21 protein-coding genes and 1 tRNA gene are annotated in these 22,131 nt (G+C 43.5%); 12 read left to right on the top strand and 10 right to left on the bottom strand.

The features are described from left to right. The first annotated feature begins 277 nt into the window (after positions 1-277). Genes H6541_03235 through H6541_03205 form a run of 7 tightly spaced genes read left to right on the top strand, consistent with a single transcriptional unit; the run spans position 278 to position 6,478 of the window. Positions 278-2,530 (top strand): molybdopterin-dependent oxidoreductase, encoded by a 2,253-nt coding sequence (locus H6541_03235; protein MCB9014783.1) that lies wholly within the window; start codon positions 278-280, stop codon positions 2,528-2,530. Then, positions 2,527-3,060 (top strand): 4Fe-4S dicluster domain-containing protein, encoded by a 534-nt coding sequence (locus tag H6541_03230; GenBank protein MCB9014782.1) that lies wholly within the window; start codon positions 2,527-2,529, stop codon positions 3,058-3,060. Before H6541_03235 ends, H6541_03230 begins: the two co-directional genes overlap by 4 nt. Positions 3,061-3,082: 22 nt before the next feature. After that, positions 3,083-4,024 (top strand): polysulfide reductase NrfD, encoded by a 942-nt coding sequence (nrfD, locus tag H6541_03225; protein MCB9014781.1) that lies wholly within the window; start codon positions 3,083-3,085, stop codon positions 4,022-4,024. A gap of 20 nt (positions 4,025-4,044) precedes the next feature. Then, positions 4,045-4,572, top strand: a complete 528-nt coding sequence (locus H6541_03220) for a YeeE/YedE family protein (GenBank protein MCB9014780.1) — start codon at positions 4,045-4,047, stop codon at positions 4,570-4,572. 18 nt (positions 4,573-4,590) lie between these two features. Beyond that, positions 4,591-5,184 carry a YeeE/YedE family protein gene (locus tag H6541_03215; GenBank protein MCB9014779.1) on the top strand — a complete coding sequence of 198 codons (594 nt, stop codon included), beginning with the start codon at positions 4,591-4,593 and terminating at the stop codon, positions 5,182-5,184. Positions 5,185-5,194: 10 nt separating this feature from the next. Next, positions 5,195-5,815 (top strand): rhodanese-like domain-containing protein, encoded by a 621-nt coding sequence (locus tag H6541_03210; GenBank protein MCB9014778.1) that lies wholly within the window; start codon positions 5,195-5,197, stop codon positions 5,813-5,815. A 21-nt stretch (positions 5,816-5,836) separates the two neighbouring features. Continuing rightward, entirely contained in the window at positions 5,837-6,478 is a 642-nt protein-coding gene (locus tag H6541_03205; protein MCB9014777.1) for a rhodanese-like domain-containing protein, read from the top strand. Positions 6,479-6,679: 201 nt separating this feature from the next. Here the strand turns inward: H6541_03205 and H6541_03200 are convergent, their stop codons facing one another. From H6541_03200 to H6541_03175, 6 genes are all read right to left on the bottom strand, one after another. Then, positions 6,680-7,873 (bottom strand): L-serine ammonia-lyase, encoded by a 1,194-nt coding sequence (locus tag H6541_03200; GenBank protein ID MCB9014776.1) that lies wholly within the window; start codon positions 7,871-7,873, stop codon positions 6,680-6,682. An 852-nt stretch (positions 7,874-8,725) separates the two neighbouring features. After that, the gene (locus H6541_03195; protein ID MCB9014775.1) at positions 8,726-8,920 is read right to left on the bottom strand and encodes a GIY-YIG nuclease family protein; all 195 of its coding nucleotides are present in this window, start codon (positions 8,918-8,920) and stop codon (positions 8,726-8,728) included. Between the two features lie 96 nt (positions 8,921-9,016). Then, positions 9,017-9,307 carry a GIY-YIG nuclease family protein gene (locus H6541_03190; GenBank protein ID MCB9014774.1) on the bottom strand — a complete coding sequence of 97 codons (291 nt, stop codon included), beginning with the start codon at positions 9,305-9,307 and terminating at the stop codon, positions 9,017-9,019. A gap of 97 nt (positions 9,308-9,404) precedes the next feature. After that, a complete protein-coding gene (locus H6541_03185; GenBank protein MCB9014773.1) occupies positions 9,405-9,695 on the bottom strand; it encodes a GIY-YIG nuclease family protein in 291 nt (96 codons plus the stop codon). A 97-nt stretch (positions 9,696-9,792) separates the two neighbouring features. Continuing rightward, positions 9,793-10,083: a GIY-YIG nuclease family protein gene (locus H6541_03180; GenBank protein ID MCB9014772.1), complete on the bottom strand. Its 291-nt coding sequence runs from the start codon at positions 10,081-10,083 to the stop codon at positions 9,793-9,795. Positions 10,084-10,136: 53 nt separating this feature from the next. Further along, positions 10,137-10,210: transfer RNA gene (locus tag H6541_03175), tRNA-Ile, on the bottom strand. Between the two features lie 124 nt (positions 10,211-10,334). Here H6541_03175 and H6541_03170 point away from each other — a divergent pair. Further along, on the top strand, positions 10,335-10,964 hold the full coding sequence (locus tag H6541_03170; protein MCB9014771.1) for an HAD family phosphatase: 630 nt from the start codon (positions 10,335-10,337) through the stop codon (positions 10,962-10,964). 72 nt (positions 10,965-11,036) lie between these two features. On the opposite strand, the gene H6541_03165 is transcribed toward H6541_03170, so the two are convergent. Then, positions 11,037-12,386 (bottom strand): sigma-54-dependent Fis family transcriptional regulator, encoded by a 1,350-nt coding sequence (locus H6541_03165; protein MCB9014770.1) that lies wholly within the window; start codon positions 12,384-12,386, stop codon positions 11,037-11,039. A gap of 116 nt (positions 12,387-12,502) precedes the next feature. After that, complete coding sequence (gene dusB, locus H6541_03160; protein MCB9014769.1) at positions 12,503-13,483, bottom strand: tRNA dihydrouridine synthase DusB; 981 nt, start codon at positions 13,481-13,483, stop codon at positions 12,503-12,505. A gap of 69 nt (positions 13,484-13,552) precedes the next feature. Here dusB and H6541_03155 point away from each other — a divergent pair, with 69 nt between their 5' ends. From H6541_03155 to H6541_03140, 4 genes are all read left to right on the top strand, one after another. Further along, a complete protein-coding gene (locus tag H6541_03155) occupies positions 13,553-14,500 on the top strand; it encodes a CPBP family intramembrane metalloprotease (GenBank protein MCB9014768.1) in 948 nt (315 codons plus the stop codon). Positions 14,501-14,597: 97 nt separating this feature from the next. Next, the gene (locus H6541_03150; GenBank protein ID MCB9014767.1) at positions 14,598-16,067 is read left to right on the top strand and encodes a cysteine--tRNA ligase; all 1,470 of its coding nucleotides are present in this window, start codon (positions 14,598-14,600) and stop codon (positions 16,065-16,067) included. A 196-nt stretch (positions 16,068-16,263) separates the two neighbouring features. Next, complete coding sequence (locus H6541_03145) at positions 16,264-17,952, top strand: M2 family metallopeptidase (GenBank protein MCB9014766.1); 1,689 nt, start codon at positions 16,264-16,266, stop codon at positions 17,950-17,952. Positions 17,953-18,244: 292 nt separating this feature from the next. Continuing rightward, complete coding sequence (locus H6541_03140; protein MCB9014765.1) at positions 18,245-18,979, top strand: DUF2807 domain-containing protein; 735 nt, start codon at positions 18,245-18,247, stop codon at positions 18,977-18,979. 226 nt (positions 18,980-19,205) lie between these two features. Here the strand turns inward: H6541_03140 and H6541_03135 are convergent, their stop codons facing one another. Beyond that, positions 19,206-20,606, bottom strand: a complete 1,401-nt coding sequence (locus H6541_03135) for a DUF4403 family protein (GenBank protein ID MCB9014764.1) — start codon at positions 20,604-20,606, stop codon at positions 19,206-19,208. A 23-nt stretch (positions 20,607-20,629) separates the two neighbouring features. Then, positions 20,630-21,973 (bottom strand): GIY-YIG nuclease family protein, encoded by a 1,344-nt coding sequence (locus H6541_03130; protein ID MCB9014763.1) that lies wholly within the window; start codon positions 21,971-21,973, stop codon positions 20,630-20,632. Positions 21,974-22,131 lie beyond the last annotated feature (158 nt).

Raw genomic sequence — 22,131 nt, 5'->3', positions numbered from 1 at the left:
ACCTGGTTTGTTTTCTACTGATTATCTGCATGTTAAGCAATATCAATATCGATAAACAAATATTGGATATAACATACTTTAATATACCTTTGTTATTCAACAAACAATAGAGCTCTGTTTTTCCAACATAAAACTCTGTAAAAATGCTTACTATAACCTTGATAATCTGATTTTTCAAAATTTTTGTAAGCGTAAGAGAAAGAATACAGAAGTATAAAAAAAGGGGAACATCAGGAGAAATCTATTGTAGTCGAAAGTCAAAAAAGAATTGGTCCTCATGAAAACACGAAGAGACTTTATTAAAATTTCAGCACTGGGCCTGGGTGCGGTTGCAGTAACAGCCGGCGCAGGTAAAATGGGGTTTGGCCTGCCATTATTTGGCAGCGAAAACAGCAGCGGCCATGGAGGAGATGCATTACGCAGGATTCCAACATACTGCGAAGTGTGCTTTTGGAAATGTGCAGGCTGGGCTCATGTAAACGGCGATGGCCGCATAAGCAAGGTAATAGGCAACGAGTTGGACCCTCAGTGCAACGGCAGGTTATGTCCCCGGGGTACAGGCGGCGTTGGAATGGTTTATGATGAAGACCGGCTCAAAAAACCTTTAATCAGGGTTAATGAGAACGGGAAACAAACCTACCGGGAAGCCAGCTGGGATGAAGCACTTGACTTTGTCGCCACAAAAATGAAAGAGATTTCAGAAAAATACGGTCCGGAAAGCATTGCACTGTTCAATCATGGTTCAGCCGGTCATTATTTCTCTCACCTGCTTAAAGCCTATGGTTCATCCACAATCTCGGCCCCGTCTTACGCACAATGCCGGGGAGCCCGTGAAGTAGGATTTGAAACTACTTTCGGTTTTCAGATTGGCAGCCCTGAACCTACTGACATACGCGATACCCGGTGCATGGTACTGATTGGCTCGCATATTGGCGAAAATATGCACAACAGCCAGGTTCAGGAAATGTCAGATGCCATTGACAAGGGTGCTGTAATCATTACTGTTGACCCCCGCCTTTCGACTGCTGCCAGTAAATCGAAATACTGGTTGCCGATTAAACCGGCAACTGACATCGCCTTATTGCTGTCATGGATTCACGTGCTTATTTATGATGAATTATATAACAAAGAATATGTTGCACTGCACACCAAAGGTTTTGAACAATTAAAAGCTCATGTGCGCAATTTCACACCTGAGTGGGCTTACGGAATTACAACAATAGAGCCTGATCAGATCAGAAAAACAGCCAAGGAAATGGCTGATGCTGCACCTGCTGTGATTGTTCACCCGGGCCGGCATGTTTCCTGGTATGGCGACGACGCCCAGCGTTCAAGAGCCATTGCCATCTTAAATGCACTGTTGGGATCGTGGGGAGCAAGAGGTGGTTTCTTCCTGAAAGAAGGAGTGAATATCCCCGACCATCCGCATCCGGCCTACCCTAAACCAGCATGGTCATGGGTGGAAACACTGAATGGGAAATACCCCTTTGCAAAAATGTCGGTAACCAATGCTTTTATTGACTGCTCGGTTGCCTCGGAAGAAAACAAACATCAGATACATGGCTGGATTATTGCCGGCACCAACCTTCCTATGGCAATTCCACTTAAGAATCAGATGGAAAAAGCACTTCAGGAACTTGACCTGGTTGTAGTAGTGGATACTATGCCCACCGAAGTTACCGGTTATGCTGATGTTATTTTACCCGAATGCACTTACCTTGAGCGCTATGATGACCTGCGCGACTCACCTCACCGTGAGCCCACCATCGCCTTGCGCTCACCTGCCATCGAACCCATGTATGAAACCAAACCCGCCTGGTGGATAGCCAAACAAATTGGAGAAAGGCTGGGTCTTCACGCATGGTTTGAGTATGAAGATTATAAAGAAGTGCTTGACTGGCAATTGAAACAACTCGGGTCTTCACTTGAAGAGATTGAAAAAACGGGAGTTATCGTATTGCCCAGAAAACATGGCACGCCCTATCTTGACCCCACCATACCCCATACCTTCCCTACAGCATCAGGCAAAATTGAATTATATTCCGAAGCTCTGGCCGCAGCCGGCTTTGATGCCATTCCGGTTTATACACCTCACCCTGAACCGGAAGAAGGTTTTTACCGCCTGATATACGGTCGTGCACCCATGCACACGTTCAGCCGCACAGCCAATAATCCGAACCTCACCGACCTGATGAAGGAAAATGCTGTTTGGATAAATCCGCGTGTTGCACGTTTGTGGGGACTCAGTGATGGGAGTTATACCTACCTGAAAAATCAGGATGGAGTGGTTTCAGTATTTCCTGTAAAAGTAAGAGTCACTGAACGCATTCGCTGGGACTCTATTTATATGGTACACGGCTTCGGACATCATATGAAGGAACTTTCGCGTGCTTTTGGCAAAGGAGCCAACGATACCGAACTCATTACCAATGTCATGATTGACCCTTTGATGGGCGGTACCGGAATGCGTGGCAATTTTGTAACATTTGTGAATCATAATGAAGAAAATATGAAGGAGGTTGTATCATGAGATACGCTATGGCAATTGACACCCTGAAATGTGTTGGGTGTAGCGACTGTGTGGTGGCATGTCAGCTCGAAAACAATGTGCCCATCGGCTTTTGCCGCGACTGGGTTACAGAAACCGTTGATGGCAGCTATCCGAATGTAGAAATTGAATTACGCTCAGAGCGTTGCAACCACTGCGACAATTCGCCATGCGTGCGTTGCTGCCCTACCGGTGCCAGTCATATTGAAGACGGCGGAATTGTTCTGGTAACCCACAGCAAATGTATAGGATGTGGCGCCTGCATTCAATCCTGCCCTTATGATGCACGTTATTCGCATCCCGAAGGCTATGTTGATAAATGTACATTTTGCATTCACCGGGTGCGGAAGGGCGAAAAACCAGCCTGTGTTGCTGTATGTCCTACCAAGTGCATGTATTTCGGCGACCTTGATGACCCCAACTCCGAAATTACCAATGTACTGAAGAACCGCAAGTTCAAGCCTCTGGCACCTGAAGCAGGAACCAATCCTCATATTTTTTACCTGATCTGATCACCTTAAACATCAGTAAATCATGAAAGAAGAACTATTTGTAAGCGGCCGCAATATTCCCAACATCGACCCTTACCTTAATATCTGGCACTGGCAGATTCCTTTATATCTGTTTTTGGGCGGACTCGCAGCGGGTATCCTCTTTTTTGCAGCCCTGTTTACCATTATGGGCAAAGAAAATGAAATGCCGGCAGCTGTTAAAAAAGCCCCGATTATTGCTCCCTTTGCGCTTGTTCTGGGTTTGTTTGCCCTGTTTCTCGATTTGAAACACAAGCTTTTTTTCTGGCAACTATATACCACCATACGCATCGAATCGCCCATGTCGTGGGGTGCCTGGGTGCTGATGGCCATTACCCCGCTTTCTATGATTTGGGTGGCCAGTTATATGAAAGAGCTTGTTCCCGGATGGAATTGGAAATACAACTTACTTGAAAAATTCGAAGCGTTTGTGATTCGCTACAGACTATGGATGGCCTGGATCATCATTGTTTTATCCGTTATTCTTGGGATTTATACCGGTATTCTTTTATCGGCCTTTAATGCAAGACCACTTTGGAACACCAGTATTCTCGGCCCTCTTTTCCTTGTTTCGGGCATGTCAACCGGAGCTGCCACTATTCTGCTGATGAGCAAATCAAAAGAAGAACGCCGTACCATGAGTTGGATTGACCTGCTGCTGATTGTGATTGAACTGTTTTTTATTACCCATCTCATTATGGGAATGAAAGCTGGTTCACAGGTTCAGATTGACGCAGCAGCCTTGTTCCTTGGGGGGCAGTTTACAGTACCTTTCTGGGTATTTGTGATTATCCTCGGGCTTGTTTTCCCGGCTATTCTTGAAGTGATTGAACGCCTCGGTTATCATATTCCTGTTGTCATTCCGGTTGTTCTGATATTGCTTGGAGGATTGATGTTCCGCTTTATCATGCTTGAAGCAGGCCAGATAACCAGGTATTTGTATTAATGACAAAAACTGCAAACAAAATGGAAAAAAATAGAAGAGACGGCTCATTTTACATCAACCCTTATCTGGGCGGAGTTCTGTTGGGCCTGGTGCTGTTTGGCACATATTATATTACAGGTCGTGGACTCGGAGCCTCAGGCGCTGTAAAAAGCACCGTAGTAACGTCAGTAAACGTTGTCGCTCCGGAACACGCCATGAAATCAGGCTATTACAGCAAATTCCTATCTGACGACAGCAGCCCCATGAATAACTGGCTGGTGTTCGAAGTTCTTGGCGTTTTGGCAGGGGCATTCTTGTCAGGCACCATTTATGGACGACTCAAATTTAAAGTTGAGCACTCGCCTAAAATAACCAGCCGGCACCGGTTAATAGCCGCACTGGCAGGTGGAATGCTATTTGGAATTGGCTCACAGCTGGCAAGGGGCTGTACCAGTGGTGCGGCCCTCAGCGGAATGGCGGTACTTTCAGCCTCGGGCATTGTTACCATGCTGGCCATTTTCGGTTCAGCATACCTGTTTGGTTGGATTTTTAAAAAACTATGGATTTAATTTCAGAAAGGAAATATTATGACAGGCCCTCTTATTCCAATGGAAATGATTCCCGAAGCATGGAACAATGTGATTGCAGTGCTCCTGGGTATGGCTTTCGGCTTTACGCTTGAAGCTTCAGGCTTTTCTTCCTCACGCAAAATCATGGGTACTTTTTTTGGATATGATTTTGTTGTTTTACGCGTATTTTTTACCGCAGGCATCACTGCCATGAGCGGCATTATTTACTTTGATTACATGGGATGGATGGATGCTTCCATGCTGTATATCAATCCTTATTATGTAACTTCTGCCATTGTTGGCGGAATAGTTATGGGCGGCGGTTTTGCCCTGGGCGGGTTTTGCCCTGGCACAAGCTTTTGCGGTGTAGCCATCGGTAAAATTGATGCTATTCTCTTTACCGCCGGCCTGTTTATCGGCATATTCATTTTCTCCGAATTTTATCCCGTCCTCTCTACTATGTACAATAGTGAAAACCTGGGCGATTTGAAAATTTATGAGATGCTGGGTATGCGAAAAACCGTATTTGCCTTTCTGCTGGTTCTGGCCGCAGTAGGTATGTTTTACGGCGCCGGATTTATCGAAAAGAAAGTTAAAAAAGTAGAATACTAATCACGCACCCATGAATAAGAGATATATTGTACTTACTTTCATTGCACTGGCTGTTGGTGCAGGCATGCTTTTTATGCCAGAAACCAGCCGAAACAAGGAAATTAATCCTCAACAGCTCCTCAATGCCATTGACGACCCTTCAAGGTTCTTATCCACCGATTTGATTACAGACCGTTTGGTGAAAAAAGACCCTGCTCTGTTGCTCATCGATGTCAGGCCTGAAACCCAGTTTAAAGCCTTTGCAATTCCCGGTGCCCTGAATGTGCCGCTCGATTCTCTGTTAACGCCATCGAGCATGGCCATGCTCAGCAATAAAGATGTGGATAAGGTTTTTTATTCAAATGCTGATGCTACAGCCGATCAGGCCTGGATTATAGCAAAAAGAGCCGGATTTGAAACCATTTTTGTGATGCAGGGAGGCCTTAATAAATGGTTTAACGATATTGTTAAAGCTGAAGAGCCGGCAGCAACTGAACCCGTTGAGCAGTTGGCACGCTATCAATTCCGCATTGGAGCCCGGCAGCATTTTTTCGGTTCACCCGAAGTGAAAGCCGAAGTTGTTGCCCCCCCAAAAAAGGCAGTTCAAATTATTAAAAAGCCGGTTGAAGCTTCTTCCGGAGGAGGTTGTTAATTATCTTCTAATTTATCAGGCATGAAAGAACTAAATAAAACCAACCGGCTGACCATTGTAGTGGTGGCCATTGTTCTGGTCTTTGTTACGGGCCTTCTTACTCTCAGAAAACCCGAAATCAGTTATAAGCTGAGCCCCGCCCAAAGTATTGAGCTGGCTGGCGACAGCAATAGCTATGTATCCCCGGCAAAAGCACTGCAAATAATTGCTTCCGCCGACGGTAAAACCATTCTCATTGATGTCAGAAACTCCATCGCTTTTGATAAAGGCCATTTGAAGGATGCCAAAAATATTCCTGTTCGCGAACTCTTTTTTAAGGAAAATCTGGCCTTTTTTGAAGAACTGGATAAAGCAGGCCAATATGCATTAATTTATGGTGAAACTCCCCAGCAGGCCATTGGCCCGTATATGATGCTTAAACAAACCGGCATAGATCATGTGCTGGTGTTGAATGGTACTTATGCCCAGCTTATCCATTCCGATACCGGCACTTTAACTCCAAAAGCCTGTCTGCAAAACGAACTCCCAATGATTGATACGGCTGCATTGAGAAAACTCACTGCCCCTGTTGTGGTGGAAGAAATTCCTGTAAAAAAGCCTCAACCCGCAAAAAAAGTGGTGATTCCTGTTAAAACAGCCCCTTCATCAGGTGGTGGCTGCTAAAGGAAAACGCGTAATGCGTAAATCTAACACAGCAATGCAGAGGTCAGGTATCTGATTTCTGCATTGCTGCTTTATAACCTTGCACAATCTCAAAACCCCGCATCTACCAGCTCTGATTTTACAAAGCTGTATCGGTCTTTTTAAGCCCAGGCCAAAAAAACAGCTGGTTATACATTACAGAAAATTCCGCCGGGTGCCTGATTATTTAATCAGCAGTGCAAGCCCTCCTCCCGAGGTTTCCTTATAAATATTTGGCAAATCGTGCCCTGTTTCCTTCATGGCAAGGCAGGTTTTATCGAAACTCACACGGTGGTGTCCGTCAGATAAAACGGCATAAGCACTGGCGTCCATGGCCCTCCCGGCGCCAATGGCATTGCGTTCGATACAGGGAATCTGCACCAGTCCCGCAACAGGGTCACATGTCAGTCCGAGGTGATGTTCCAGCCCCATTTCTGCAGCATATTCAACCTGTGAGGGTGTTCCTCCAAAAAGCTGGGCTGCAGCTCCGGCAGCCATTGCACAAGCTGTACCTACTTCGCCCTGACATCCCACTTCAGCGCCTGAGATAGAGGCATTCTTCTTTACCAGATTACCAATGAGTGCTGCAGTGGCCAGCGCCCGAAGTATTTTTAAATCTGAAAAGGCATAGGTATTCTGAATATGGTATAAAACAGCCGGCACAACACCGCACGAGCCACAGGTAGGTGCTGTTACAATGGTTCCGCCACCTGCATTCTCTTCGGAAACGGCCAGAGCATATGCAAAAAGCAAGGCTCTTTTTTGCAGAGTACCGGCAGAGCTTTTGGCTTTAATATAATATGATGAGGCTTTCCTTGGCAAATGCAGAATACCCGGCAATACACCCTCATTTTCCAGTCCTAACACAACAGACGCTTTCATAGTCTTCCAAATATCGGCCAAAAATTCCCATATCTCCTCGCCTTCGTGCAGTTCAACATATTCCCAGAGCGTGCGACCGTTTTGCTGGCACCACTTAAGAATGTCGGTCATTTTGGAGTGAGGGTATATCTTTACTTTCTGAGCTTTTATTTCACTGTCTTCAATATCGCCCCCGCCAACACTAAAAACAACCCAGTCGTCCAACAGCTTTCCTTTATCATCCAGGGCCTCAAATTTCATTCCATTGGGATGTTGCGGAAGAATGGTATCTTTTTCCCAGATAATTCTTACCTTATCCTCTGGAAATGATTCACGCAGCACCTTATCCGTTAAATGCCCTTTTCCGGTTGCAGCCAGGCTTCCGTACAGGGTTATCCTGATGGATTTAGCCAACTCATTCCTCTGTCTGAACTTTTCAGCAGCTATCCGAGGACCCATCGTATGACTGCTCGAAGGGCCAAGCCCGATTTTATATATTTTGCGGATAGATTCCATAAGAAGGTATTGATTTACATTGAGTGTTTTACCTTAAACCTTACTCTTTGTCACGATACAAAAATACTCAATAAAGAAATTGGAACCTGTGACCTGCAAAATGCTTTCATTGAATTGATTATATTACAATATGCAACATATGATGTAATCCTTTAACAGCGCAATGTTCCCGATTAGTTTCCCTAACCCAGTGAATGCGCCCAATCTCATTTTTCTCAACTATTAAATTACACTGAACAACAGATGAGTACCTGAAAAGTAAATTTTTCAGGAATTTGCCCTTGCCGTTTTCTATTGCCTGCCTTAAAGAGCAATATTCAACACTCAAAAACCACGCTGACTCATTTAACAGCCTGAATGGATACAGAGCTCAGGACAGTTGTGCATTTGTTAGTGGCAGTCGAGCTTTTCAGTTGGCGCAATTTTCAACTCTTCTTTTTCAATGCCTTTTACGCGGGATTAAATTCTACTAATGGCGGTGGTGTAGCTTTTGGCTAAAACATCCAAAACGGCATGAGCGCAGGCCTTTGTTACACCGCATTTTTCGGTTTCTTGTTGGGCAAATTGTCTTTAAAATTTTTGTAGAAATTTTGTAGAAATATTCGCCGTAAACATTGAAAAGAACGGGTTTCAGAAAGTAAGCCAAACGTCTTGAAATCAGGGTTAACGTGCAGGAAACAAAGTTATTTCATTCATTTTCCGACTCTTACCTGTGGACCCACCTGGTCCCCAAAGCTATCGGGATGAACCAGGGACTTTACGAATATCTTTTAAGTAACTTTTCAACCAACCCAGGATAACGTTTTAAATTCTCAATAGATACCCTGCTTTTCATCCTTGTTATGTGTTGTTTTATAGCAATGGCCTGATGTTTACTAAGCAGCTAATTGTTTGAATTACTGTCCAGTCACCCGCTCTTTTGGTGAATGCACTGTCATACTTTCCATGTAAATGCTCTTGAACCCGAATGTTTAAATTCTTTGCCTGGCCTATATAATAAAGATCCTCCCTTTCAGAACAGAGGATATGCACCAAAAACTCATCCATTCCTTTGATAAATGGAAAAGGCTGCCCCTATTGAGACAGCCTCTTATTGTTGTGGGCCCACCTGGTCCCGATAGCTATCGGGATGAACCAGGGACTTCATGAATATCTTTTAATTAACTTTTCAACCATCTCAGGATAACGCTGCAGATTCTCAATATAAACCCTGCTTTTCATCCTCTTTATGTGTTGTTCAATACAGATAGCCTGCTGTTTACTGTGGCAGCTGATTGTTTGAATCACAGTCCAGTCATCTGCTCTTTTGGTAAATGCCCTGTCATACTTTCCATGTAAATGTTCCTGTACCCGAATGTTTACATTTTCGGTCTGACCTATATAATAAAAATCCTCCTTCTCTGAATAGAGAATATATACTAAAAATTCACCCATTCCTTTGGTAAATGGAAAAGGCCGCCCCTATTGAGACAGCCTCTTATTGTTTGTGGGCCCACCTGGTCCCGATAGCTATCGGGATGAACCAGGGACTTCATGAATATCTTTTAATTAACTTTTCAACCATCTCAGGATAACGCTGCAGATTCTCAATATAAACCCTGCTTTTCATCCTCTTTATGTGTTGTTCAATACAGATAGCCTGCTGTTTACTGTGGCAGCTGATTGTTTGAATCACAGTCCAGTCATCTGCTCTTTTGGTAAATGCCCTGTCATACTTTCCATGTAAATGTTCCTGTACCCGAATGTTTACATTTTCGGTCTGACCTATATAATAAAAATCCTCCTTCTCTGAATAGAGAATATATACTAAAAATTCACCCATTCCTTTGGTAAATGGAAAAGGCCGCCCCTATTGAGACAGCCTCTTATTGTTTGTGGGCCCACCTGGTCCCGATAGCTATCGGGATGAACCAGGGACTTCATGAATATCTTTTAATTAACTTTTCAACCATCTCAGGATAACGCTGCAGATTCTCAATATAAACCCTGCTTTTCATCCTCTTTATGTGTTGTTCAATACAGATAGCCTGCTGTTTACTGTGGCAGCTGATTGTTTGAATCACAGTCCAGTCATCTGCTCTTTTGGTAAATGCCCTGTCATACTTTCCATGTAAATGTTCCTGTACCCGAATGTTTACATTTTCGGTCTGACCTATATAATAAAAATCCTCCTTCTCTGAATAGAGAATATATACTAAAAATTCACCCATTCCTTTGGTAAATGGAAAAGGCCGCCCCTATTGAGACAGCCTCTTATTGTTTGTGGGCCCACCTGGACTTGAACCAGGGACCACCTGATTATGAGTCAGGTGCTCTAACCAACTGAGCTATAGGCCCTTGCGGCAATTTACCACATCCCTTGTTTTACTAAGGGATTGCAAATGTACAAAATAATTAAAAAATAAAAGCAGTCGGCTTCTTTTTTTTAGCTTTGACCCATTCTTTCACGAATAAAGAGTTTATGAAAAAAACAATGATTAACCTGAACGGAATAAAAAACATCATTTTTGATTTTGGCAATGTACTACTGAATATCAATCCATTGCTTAGTGCCAGCGCTTTTTCTGACCTGGGTGTGCGCGATGGTATCGATTTTTGGGGAAGTCGAAGCAGTTCTGATTTATTGATAGGATTGGAAAAAGGTTCTGTTTCGCCTGATGAGTTTAGAAAAGTAGCCATGCAAATGCTTGTTCCAGGGATTACACCACAACAGATTGACCAGGCCTGGAATGCCCTGTTACTTGATTTTCCAATGAAGAGGGTTGAAAAGCTGCAAGAGCTTCGACAGAGTTATCGGCTGTTTCTACTGTCAAACTCCAACCAGATTCACTATGATTGTTTTATGAAGCGGTTTGAAAGCGAATACGGTTTTGGGTTGGACCAATTATTTGAAAAGCTTTGGTTTTCGCATCAGTTGGGGATGGTAAAACCTGATGCAGCAATCTTCAGACATGTGCTTGGTGATGCAGATCTGAATCCTTCTGAAACACTTTTTATTGATGATACGCTCGTACATGTTGAAGCGGCTCGCCTTGAAGGGATTCATGCCTTCCATTTGTCATCGGGACTTGATATCAGCAATCTCCTTTAGAAAAATCGGAAATCAGATTTTGTCAAAAATGGCTGAGAAACAGAAAGTAAACCATCAAAGAATCCGCTGATTTCAGAGTTTTCCTTCGTTCATGAGCCGGTAAATGGTGGTTTTACCAATATTGAGTTTCTGAGCTACCAGGCGCACTTTATTGTTATACTTCTGCATAAAGTGATTGATAATCTTTTTGTTGTATTCTTCAAGGGTTGTTTCCTCGTAAAGAAAATCCTGTGATGATCCTGTTGAGCTAAACGAAATATCCGACTCTTCAATATTGTCTGTATTGGTCATCACAGCAGCCAGCTCCATAATTGCCTTAAGCTCACGTACGTTGCCCGGAAAATGATATTTCTGAAGTTTTTCGACCGCTTTGGAGGTGATAGAAAGTTTTTTCATTTTGTTTTTCACACAAAAATCATCTACAAAAAAGCGGGCCAACAAGGCAATGTCGTTACCTCTTTCGCGCAAAGGCGGCAAATTTACCGGAAGTCCAAGTAAACGATAGTACAAATCTTCGCGAAACTCGCCCTTACGCACAAGTTCAAGAAGGTTCTTATGTGTGGCTACAATCACCCTGACATCCAGTTTCACATTTTCGCTGCCGCCCACACGGGTAACCTCTTCTTCCTGCAAAACACGCAATAGTTTTGATTGCATGTTCATGTCCATGTCGCCAATTTCATCCAGAAAAATAGTGCCATGGTTGGCCTCTTCAAAACGGCCAATACGCCGGTTGTTGGCTCCTGTAAAAGCACCTTTTTCATGGCCAAACATCTCACTTTCAATCAATTCCTTAGGTATAGCTGTAACATTTACCGCCACAAAAGGTTTTTTGCTGCGTGATGACGCATGGTGGATAGATTTGGCAACCAGCTCCTTACCAGTACCTGTTTCACCATATATTGAAACGGTAATATTGGTTCGTGAAGCCTTTTCAATCAATGTAAAAACTTTTGAAATTGCCGGGCTGTTTCCCTTAATCAGGTTGCTGTATTCATATTTTTTGCCTATTTCCTCTTCCAGGTCGGCTATTTTTTGCCTGAGTTTAACATTCTCACGGATATTCTTAATGATGTTCCATAACCGTTCCTTGGTATCCTGATCTTTAAGCACATAATCATAAGCCCCCTTTTTCAGCAGCTCAATGGCGGTACCTACATCCTGCTGGCCTGAAACAATGACCACAGGCAAATCAGGATTAAATTCTCTTATTTGCTTGAGCACTTCCAGACCCGTCATATCGGGCAGGTTGTAGTCCAGAGAGATAAGAGTAGGATTTTTATAAAGATTTTTGATCAGACTTCTGCCATCCGGATAGATTTCAACGTTATATTCCGGATTAAGAGAAAGATGATGTGACATAATTTTGGCAAAAATAACATCATCTTCAACTATAAATATTTTCAATGGATCTGAAGTCATTTCTCAATATTTTAGGCTTGATACAAATATATTGAAATAAAATTATGAATACATCATTTTCATTTATTTAGTTTTAGGCTATTGTCAGGATGATTCAGAAAATTAAATTTTAAGCTTCAGCGAGGCATATATGCTGATGCGATTTCATCGAGGGTGCTTAATACCTCTTCCATTTTAACCGAGGTCATCAATCTCATGCGGTAAGGTTTAAAATCGGGCAAACCTTTAAAATAATGAGGGTAATGCCTGCGTGTTTCGAGTAATGCTGAATATTCGCCTTTCCAGCTGGCAGATGTCAGCAGATGCTGGCGGCAAATGTCGAGCCTCTCCTGAAGTGATGGCCCGGCAAGCAGGGCTCCGGTTTTTAAATAATGCTTTACCTCTCTGAATATCCATGGGTTACCGGTGGCTGCACGACCAATCATCATACCATCAACCCCGGTTTGATTTTTCTTTTCAAGGGCCGACTGGCCATCAATGATGTCTCCATTGCCAATGACCGGAATTACCATACGCGGATTGTTTTTAACCTCGCCAATCAGCGTCCAGTCAGCTGCTCCGCTGTAGAGTTGGGCCCGTGTACGGCCATGAATGGTAATGGCACTGATACCAGCATCCTGCAACTGTTCGGATAACTGCACAATGGGCTTGGAACTTTCATCCCAGCCCAGTCGGGTTTTCACGGTTACAGGTCGTGAAACAGCCTTTACCACTTCGTTGGTAATTTGAAGCATCAACGGAAGGTTGCGAAGCAAGGCAGCACCACCACCCTTGTTTACAATTTTCCTTACCGGACACCCGAAATTCAAATCAATAAAATCGGGATTGGCTTCATCGGCCACTCTGGCGGCCATCACCATAGATTCAACATTATGCCCGAAAATCTGTATCCCCACAGGTCTTTCCTCTTCCGAAAAATCAAGCTTGTGCAGGCTCTTGGCTGCATCGCGGATAAGCCCTTCGGATGAAATAAACTCAGTAAAAACAACATCGGCTCCCAATTTCCGGCAAATCTGCCTGAACGGAGGATCGGAAATATCCTCCATCGGAGCCAGCATAATCGGAAACTCGCCCGCTTCTATCTCTCCTATCTTCATTTATACTACTTTTACCGTTTGTTCTGTTGCTGAATTTTCACTGCAAAATAACGAAATTTTTAATCAGCTATGCGACTGTTGCTATCCTTCCGCGGGCTTTCTGCCGGCACGCAGATATTTCTCCTGATTTTGATTGTCATGCTCAGTGGAATTTTGTCGCTGGCGGTGGCTTACCTTGCAGCTATCGCCATTTGGGGGCCTCATGTGCTTTCGCCATCGGCTGATTCACAGGCAATCAGTCTCCATTTTATCCGCTTGACGCAAATTATCAACCAGATAGGTTTTTTTATTCTGCCCCCTTTGTTATGGGCCAGACTCAGCGAAAGCAATCCTGCACAGTTTCTGGGATTCAACAAGCCCCGACGGGTTCATATCCTTTTTACAGTACTTATTATGGCTGCTGCAGGGCCTGCTATAGGCTTTCTTATTGAATGGAATGAAGGCCTGAGCCTGCCCCAGTGGCTTTCGGGCCTCGATAACTGGATGCGCAGCGCCGAGGAGGCCGCTTCACAACTGACTGAAAAATTTCTCATGGTAAGCAGCCCCTGGGGACTGGTCATGAACATCATTATGATTGGACTGCTTCCTGCCATTGGCGAAGAACTGCTTTTTCGGTCAGCTCTGATTGGAATTTTCAGAAAAATATTCAAAGGCATACATCTTCCGGTAATCATTTCAGCTGTCCTTTTCAGTGCATTGCATCTCCAGTTTTTTGGCTTTTTTCCACGACTGCTCCTTGGTCTGGCTTTTGGTTATCTTTTTGTTTGGTCTGGCTCCTTCTGGATTCCGGCTATGGCGCATTTTATCAACAATACGATGGTTGTAGTGGCTTCATATCTTTATGCAAACGGATTTACCACCATCAGCGCTGAAAATCTGGGTAAATCCGATTCATCTGTTTGGATAATGGCATCAGCCATTGTATGCCTGACTTTGCTTTTTATGGTATATAAAACCCGGTGTGACGCTACACCTTGTCAAATAAAGCCTGATGATGCTTCATTGAATGCAGGTTAAGCCCTGGCAGTCATATTAACTTTTGCAGCTGTAAATCAGGTAATATACCATAGATTGGATGGATTTTTAATAATTTTGCAACAACAATATTGCGCTCATGGAACATAAACTCTATATTCACAACACGTTAAGCCGTAAAAAAGAACTATTCGAACCTATCAGCAGTCCTCATGTAGGCATGTATGTGTGTGGTCCGACTGTATATGGCGATGCCCATCTGGGTCACGCCAGACCGGCCATCACTTTCGATTTGGTATTCCGTTATCTGAGGCACCTCGGATACAAAGTGCGCTATGTTCGCAACATAACCGATGTGGGCCATCTGGAAAATGATGCAGATGCCGGCGAGGATAAAATTGCCAAAAAAGCCCGCCTCGATCAGATTGAGCCCATGGAAGTAGTGCAATATTTCAGCGATCGCTATCACCGCGATATGGATCGCCTGAATGTGCTAAGTCCGAGCATCGAACCACGTGCTTCGGGTCATATTATTGAGCAAATCAGCATGATCGACAGCATTTTGGAATCGGGAATGGCTTATGAAAGCGAAGGATCTGTTTACTTCGATGTTGAAAAATACAATAAGCAATATCACTATGGCAAATTATCAGGACGCGTGCTGGAGGATTTGATGTCGAATACCCGTGAGTTGGATGGCCAGGATGAAAAACACAATCCTTTTGATTTTGCCTTGTGGAAAAAGGCGCAGCCTGAACATATCATGCGCTGGCCTTCCAGATGGAGCGACGGATTTCCGGGGTGGCATCTTGAGTGTTCGGCCATGAGTGCCCGTTACCTTGGCGAACGCTTCGACATTCATGGCGGTGGTATGGACCTGATGTTCCCGCATCATGAGTCGGAAATTGCACAAAGTGTGGCAGCCAACCACACCGATCCGGTTAAATACTGGATGCATAACAACATGATTACCATCAATGGTCAGAAAATGGGCAAATCGCTGGGCAATTTCATTACTTTGGGCGAGTTTTTTAGTGGTGAACACTCCTCGCTGACCAAAGCTTACAGCGCCATGACTATCCGTTTCTTCATTCTCCAGGCACACTACCGCAGTACACTTGATTTTTCCAATGACGCGCTCATGGCTGCTGAAAAAGGACTTGATCGCCTGATGAAAGCATGGGCAACCCTCGAAAAACTTGTTCCTTCAGCATTGTCTACTTCGGACGTGGTTAAACTCAAAAATAACTGCTATGAGGCCATGAATGATGATTTTAACAGCCCTATTGTAATCGCAAACCTGTTTGAAGGAGTGAGGATTATCAATTCGGTTCACGACAAAAAAGAAAGTCTCACAGCCGGCGATCTTGAACTCTTACGCGAAACCTTCAACACTTTTATCGGTGAAATACTGGGCTTGAAACAGGAAGAATCCTCTGCGCAAAATAATGCCGGCCTTGAAAGTGTAATGCAACTGGTGCTTGAACTGCGAGCTAATGCCAAGGCTGCAAAAGACTTTGCAACGGCTGATAAAATCCGCAACGAACTTACCAAAATTGGCATCAGCGTTAAAGACACCAAAGAGGGAGCAACCTGGAGCCTTGATTAAAAACAGATTGCAATCGTTGATTTATCAAATCGCGGTGAAGATTAACACTGCATGATTTTGCCTGAAATGAATTGCTTTGGGACGCAATCTTTACATTTGGCATTTTTGCCTGCCAATTGCAAGGTTTTAACCAAAGTCCTTAACTTTCACACCAGGCATTGATAATCAACATCCGGATAACCTTAATAAATCATATATGAAACGCACATTAAACCTTTTGCTGCCACTCTTAAGCCTGCTATTGATTGCCGGAGGTTGCAGCAACAAAAAAGAAAAAATGGAACAGGAATTAAAACAGTTTATTGCGGACTGGGAAGCCCGTGTTGAACCACTTCAGCGTGACGCTTACATTGCTTACTGGAATGCATCCATCTCAGGCAACGACGAAGATTATGCAAAGTCAGAGCAGCTACAGTTTCAGTTAAACAGCATTTATACCAGTAAAGAAGACTTTGCGTTGCTCAAAAAAATAAAAGAGTCGGAAGCAGTGACCGACACCATGCTAAAACGTCAACTGGATGTATTGTATACAGCTTATCTGAGCAATCAGATTGACACAACACTTCTGGCCAAACGCATTAAAATGGAAGTGGAAATTGAGAAGAAATACTCAAATTTCCGTGCCGATGTGAATGGCAGGCAACTATCTGATAATGATGTGGAAGAGTTACTGAAAACATCAACCAACAGTGCCGAACTGCAGAGTGCGTGGGAAGGTCATAAAAAAATCGGGCAGGTTGTTTCAGCAGATATTATTGCATTGGTAAAAGTCAGGAACCAGATAGCACAGGAGCTTGGCTTTAAAAACTACCATGCCATGAGTCTGGAGCTGAGTGAGCAAAATCCTGACGACATCAGCAGCTTGTTTGACGAACTTGACAACCTCACCCGCGACGCTTTTGCCGGATTAAAGGACGAAATCGATACATATCTGGCCAACAGGCTCAAAATCAACAAAGACCAACTGATGCCCTGGCATTATCAGAACCGCTTTTTCCAGGAAGCACCGTCCATTTACAGTGTTGATCTTGATAAATATTATGGTAACCAAAATATTGAAGAACTTACCACCAATTACTATTCAAGTATAGGACTTGACATTACTGATATGCTGGCCAACAGCGATTTATATGAAAAGCCGGGCAAAAATCAGCATGCCTATTGTATAGACATCGACAATGCCGGAGATGTAAGGATTTTGTGCAACATTAAGCCCAATTACAGTTGGATGAACACCATGATGCACGAATTTGGGCATGGAGTTTATGATAAGTACATCGACAGAAACCTTCCTTTCAGTTTGCGCAACCCGGCTCATACATTTACGACAGAAGCCATAGCCATGATGTTTGGGCGTATGGGTTCAAATCCACAGTGGATGCAGGATATGGGCCTGATTGACAGCACTGAAAAGGTAAGAATAGCACAAGATACATACCGGGTACTGCGTCTTGAGCAACTTACTTTCAGTCGTTGGGCACAGGTTATGTACCGGTTCGAAAAATCAATGTATGAAAATCCCGATCAGGATTTAAATGACTTATGGTGGAGCCTGGTTGAAAAATATCAAATGATAAAACGTCCGGAAGGCAGAAATGAACCGGACTGGGCCAGCAAAATTCATATCGCTACATCACCTTGTTATTACCACAACTATCTGCTTGGTGAATTGCTGGCTTCACAGTTAAATCATTACATTACAGCCAACATTGTGAAATCAGATGATTTTCGTTACCAGAGTTTCTACGGCAACAAAGAAGTTGGGAAATATCTGACTCAAAAAGTATTTATGCCCGGTGCCAGCCTTTACTGGAATGATATGATTGAAAAAGCTACCGGCGAAAAACTCACAGCCCGCTATTATGCCGAGCAATTTGTGAAGTAATATACTTTCCGTTAAAATGTTTTAAAGCCTGCCTGATTGATCAGACAGGCTTTTTCATTTATCGGCCTTAAAATAATACAGCCCACTAATTCACTGATAATCTGTTCAACCATATTTTAACACCTTTCATCACTCCCAAATTACGGTTCATCTTCTTCTGTTATCAAACTAAATTAATTTGAAGCATTTTTGCATCGTTAAAATGTTTTCCGGAATAAGAAAAATTTTTGGCATGAAATTTTCTTATTCCAAAAAACAAACATACAAGACACATCTTCCAAAACCAGACCATATGAAAACGATAAAATCTCTACTTTACCTTCTTCCGCTGCTGATCGTCAGCATGCTGTTTTCATCATGTGAACGCGATAACTGGCATAATATTCACGGAACAGGCCCTGTTGTAAGTGAAACCAGAGTTGTTCCCATTCATCGCGACATTTCAGTGTCGATTCCGGCAGATGTTTATGTTTATCAAAGTCCTTATCGCGATTTAACCATTGAAGCACAATCCAATATCCTCGACGCCATAGAAACTTATGTATCAGGCAGCGAACTGAATATCGGACTTGAAAACGGTGCCGGACTGGGAAATCATGAACCTGTTAAAATCTACATCTCATCGGCCATGTATAACAACATCAGGCTTTCAGGCTCAGTAAATCTTTATGCCGAAACCCCTATAGTTACGGACGATTTATATGTTAGCATATCAGGTTCTGGAATTATTGATATAGAAGTACTTGCCAATTCGGTTAGTGCCTCTATTTCAGGAAGTGGTAAAATATGGCTTGCCGGTGAAACAATTACAGAAAACTTTACGGTTTCAGGCTCAGGAGATATTCACAGTTTTGATTTGCTGAGCGAAACAGCTGACATCAGCATCAGTGGATCAGGCAATACCGAAATAAGTGTGGCCGAATATCTGAATGCACGCATAAGCGGAAGCGGAAGCATATATTATGCAGGCTATCCTTCCGTTGACAGCCGCATTTCCGGTTCAGGCAACCTGATACATGTTCATTGATAAAACCCTCGATTAACTCAAGGCCGGACAGGAGATGGTCATCTCAGAACGCCGGCAATATTCCGCCTTTTTTGGTCAAAATCCGGAGCAAACCCTGATCAGCAGATCAGGGTTTTTGTTTGAAGGGAAACGTCCTTCATCTTTCTATTGATATCAGGATTTTCTACTTTTACCTTCGGTTCATCATCAGTCACATATTCCAAATCAGTTTTCGGAAGCACCAGGTTTAATTTCTGGCGCCAAACCCGGTAAAAACGACTTTAAGATTCCCTTCGGCACTAAAAAAAGGCTTTAATCCTTCCTGTGTAAGCAAAATATCACCGATAACAATGCGGGTAACTTCTCCGTTCAAGGCCACTCCATCGGCAAGCCGGTAAGATTTAAGGCTTCGGTTAATTTCGGCGCTGAACATTTTCATTTCAGGCGCCAACGACCATACCATCTGTTTGGCAATCATGTTCCTGAATCCGCTCTGATATATCCAGGCAGCAGATTTTACCAGAAAATTCTTTGTTGATATGTCAAAGTCAAAGTCTTTGATGTACAATGTTGAATCCTGTGCATTAAATGCAGGAATACCCGAAAAATAAAGGGTTCCGTTGAGGCTTCCCGAGAGTGTGGTTTCAGCGATCAGTTTTCCGTTGCTTCCATAAATGTTCACTGATTCCACTTTTATCTTTCGCTTACCTTGTGTAAATGTTTGACCTGTGACATACTTTGCGGCCTGGGCGTTAATTTCCACAAAAGGCACATCTACTGATGTATTGACAATAACTTCGTTTCTGGGTTGGTTGTTAATAATAAGATTGGGCAAAGGTCCCGGAGCCATAATCTTTGGTTTGTCTCCCATTGATGCTTCAATTACCGATTTTACACCACTCTGGTGCCGGATAATGCCGTTGGATGAAGTTATAGGCGAAGCATAGAATTCAGATGGTTTAATCATTAACCAGAGCTTGTAGTCGCTGCTTAGGCTAATGGGCTGATTGAGCGATTTCCAGGCTTCAAGTGCATATGGTTTCAGATTAAGATAATCTTTAATACTCTCGTCAATTGCTACACTCATGGTTTTCATGTTGTTCTGCAAGACAAGGTCTGCCACAAACTTCACCGGAACGTTTATTCCGGCTATTTTAATCACCGGTTCTGTTAACCATTCATAGCCCGTGGTTTCTGTACGGGTACTTACTGACCAATCGGGGTTAAGGGTTATGGACGTGCGGAACATCAGGGCCAGGGCGCCGGTCACCTCACGGTAATCAGACAGGGTAATTCCCAGCTGTTTCGTCTTAAAACCGGCTTTTATCCACAACTTTAATGGCACACGGTAAATAATTACATTGTCCTTCATGGCGAGCTTTATCTCTCCCTGTTTCCATGCTTTTACCATCATATTGTCACCGCCGTTATCATCCAGACTGTTGTCTTCATAAACCAATCCGTTAAACTGGCTATTCAGCGTTCTTTGTATATCGCTCAGCCGGGCTTCAGCAGTAAAACCTATCAATGAAGGTTGCAGATCATGACTGGCTGACTGATAAGCCTCAGCCGGTTTTTCAACCTTTGTTGTAGCGCAGGATGCAGCTACGAACAGGAGCAGTACCAACGACAAACCGTGGCACATCATTTTCAGCTTTCTTAACATCTTAATCAGGAAAAATTGTTGTGAACTCTTATGATTCTGGTACGTGGGTTTTTTTTCAGGTAATTCCGGATAATCTGACGGGTATCACGGTTATCATGATAAGGTTTAATACAGGCTTCAAGGCTGGCAGGGTCGGAAAAAGCGGTGTCGGTATAGCCAAATCCTACATAACGTCCATCTGAAACCTTTACAACAGCCAATTCTTCAGCGTGCCGCCCCATTTCAACAGCATAAAAATCAGTGTGCACAAAGCCCGATAGTTTGATGGCAGCTTCAACCCGCCGGTTGTACGATTCAGGGGCCTCTTTACCGATACAGGCACCACGACACTGTTTTATCCCGTAATGAAAGCAGGCTCCATCTGTTTCATAAAGGCCGCAGAGTTTTTGGCAAAGCTCAAATTTCTCGACCATTTCATACAGATATTTTCGGGCATGCTCATGCGTGGTAAATGATGTTATTGGCTGATGGTTGTTCACATTACGGCCGATAGATAATCTGTGGTATCCGTTTTCATCCATTGACTCAAACAAAGCATATCCATACACCGACCTTCGCTGAGCCCTGTTATACAAAGGCTTGTGCTTCTTTATCTCATCAGATTCTAAAAGGAGCGCAAGCAATTCGCTGCCAGTTATTTCATAACTGATGGATGCTATACGGCTGCGCATCTCAACAGCTTTCACCGTTTCATTGTTGCGAAAGTGCTGCACCAGCCTTTCATACATATTGTTGCTTTTGCCAATGTATATGGTCTTACCTTCTGCATCGTGCAGATAATATACACCGGTTTCTTCCGGCACTTCTTTCACCATGTCGGGAATCCCCAGGCCCGATTGTTTTTCAATGGCCAAACGGTCGGTTTGCAGTAAAAGCTCCAGCAAACGCGTAGTAGCCAAGGCATCACCAGCCGCCCTGTGACGGTTTTCAATCATTATACCCAGCTCCTGGCACAGTTTTCCGAGGCTGTACGATTGTTTCCCGGGTAAAAGTGCGCGACTCATTTTAACCGTACAAATGGTGGGTCGCTTATAATTGTAACCCAACCGTTTAAACTCGTGCCTGATAAAGTTGTAATCAAACGAAGCATTGTGTCCTACAAAAGTAGCCCCTTCGGTCATTTCAACTATTTTACGGGCCACTTCACAAAAGCGTGGCGCATCGGCTACCATCTCATTACTGATGCCAGTTATGCGGGTAATCATATAAGGAATAGGCTGCTCAGGGTTCAGCAGGGTACTGTATTCGTCAACAATACGTTCGCCGTCGTGAAGATAAATAGCTATTTCTGTCAACCTTTCGTTAACAAAACTCCCTCCGGTGGTTTCTACATCAATAACCGCATACATAGGGTACAAATGTAGTGAGGATGAATTAAAAAGTGTAGCTTTAAACAGCGAAAAGTAATAAACTTATGTATTGTTTGTTCACCGCCGGTTTTACATGGCAAATAGAGGCCTTGGTTTAGATTATTAACCGTTATAAGTCGCTGCATTCAAGCAACAAA

The sequence above is a fragment of the Lentimicrobiaceae bacterium genome (assembly GCA_020636745.1).
Lineage (GTDB): Bacteria > Bacteroidota > Bacteroidia > Bacteroidales > Lentimicrobiaceae > Lentimicrobium.
This window is presented reverse-complemented; position numbering and strand designations above follow the sequence as displayed.

Bases quoted from the DNA above. Each gene is read 5' to 3' on its own strand.
- H6541_03235 (MCB9014783.1), top strand. From the start codon at position 278: ATGAAAACACGAAGAGACTTTATTAAAATTTCAGCACTGGGCCTGGGT.
- H6541_03230 (MCB9014782.1), top strand. From the start codon at position 2,527: ATGAGATACGCTATGGCAATTGACACCCTGAAATGTGTTGGGTGTAGC.
- nrfD (MCB9014781.1), top strand. From the start codon at position 3,083: ATGAAAGAAGAACTATTTGTAAGCGGCCGCAATATTCCCAACATCGAC.
- H6541_03220 (MCB9014780.1), top strand. From the start codon at position 4,045: ATGGAAAAAAATAGAAGAGACGGCTCATTTTACATCAACCCTTATCTG.
- H6541_03215 (MCB9014779.1), top strand. From the start codon at position 4,591: ATGACAGGCCCTCTTATTCCAATGGAAATGATTCCCGAAGCATGGAAC.
- H6541_03210 (MCB9014778.1), top strand. From the start codon at position 5,195: ATGAATAAGAGATATATTGTACTTACTTTCATTGCACTGGCTGTTGGT.
- H6541_03205 (MCB9014777.1), top strand. From the start codon at position 5,837: ATGAAAGAACTAAATAAAACCAACCGGCTGACCATTGTAGTGGTGGCC.
- H6541_03200 (MCB9014776.1), bottom strand. From the start codon at position 7,873: ATGGAATCTATCCGCAAAATATATAAAATCGGGCTTGGCCCTTCGAGC.
- H6541_03195 (MCB9014775.1), bottom strand. From the start codon at position 8,920: ATGGATGAGTTTTTGGTGCATATCCTCTGTTCTGAAAGGGAGGATCTT.
- H6541_03190 (MCB9014774.1), bottom strand. From the start codon at position 9,307: ATGGGTGAATTTTTAGTATATATTCTCTATTCAGAGAAGGAGGATTTT.
- H6541_03185 (MCB9014773.1), bottom strand. From the start codon at position 9,695: ATGGGTGAATTTTTAGTATATATTCTCTATTCAGAGAAGGAGGATTTT.
- H6541_03180 (MCB9014772.1), bottom strand. From the start codon at position 10,083: ATGGGTGAATTTTTAGTATATATTCTCTATTCAGAGAAGGAGGATTTT.
- H6541_03170 (MCB9014771.1), top strand. From the start codon at position 10,335: ATGAAAAAAACAATGATTAACCTGAACGGAATAAAAAACATCATTTTT.
- H6541_03165 (MCB9014770.1), bottom strand. From the start codon at position 12,386: ATGACTTCAGATCCATTGAAAATATTTATAGTTGAAGATGATGTTATT.
- dusB (MCB9014769.1), bottom strand. From the start codon at position 13,483: ATGAAGATAGGAGAGATAGAAGCGGGCGAGTTTCCGATTATGCTGGCT.
- H6541_03155 (MCB9014768.1), top strand. From the start codon at position 13,553: ATGCGACTGTTGCTATCCTTCCGCGGGCTTTCTGCCGGCACGCAGATA.
- H6541_03150 (MCB9014767.1), top strand. From the start codon at position 14,598: ATGGAACATAAACTCTATATTCACAACACGTTAAGCCGTAAAAAAGAA.
- H6541_03145 (MCB9014766.1), top strand. From the start codon at position 16,264: ATGAAACGCACATTAAACCTTTTGCTGCCACTCTTAAGCCTGCTATTG.
- H6541_03140 (MCB9014765.1), top strand. From the start codon at position 18,245: ATGAAAACGATAAAATCTCTACTTTACCTTCTTCCGCTGCTGATCGTC.
- H6541_03135 (MCB9014764.1), bottom strand. From the start codon at position 20,606: ATGATGTGCCACGGTTTGTCGTTGGTACTGCTCCTGTTCGTAGCTGCA.
- H6541_03130 (MCB9014763.1), bottom strand. From the start codon at position 21,973: ATGTATGCGGTTATTGATGTAGAAACCACCGGAGGGAGTTTTGTTAAC.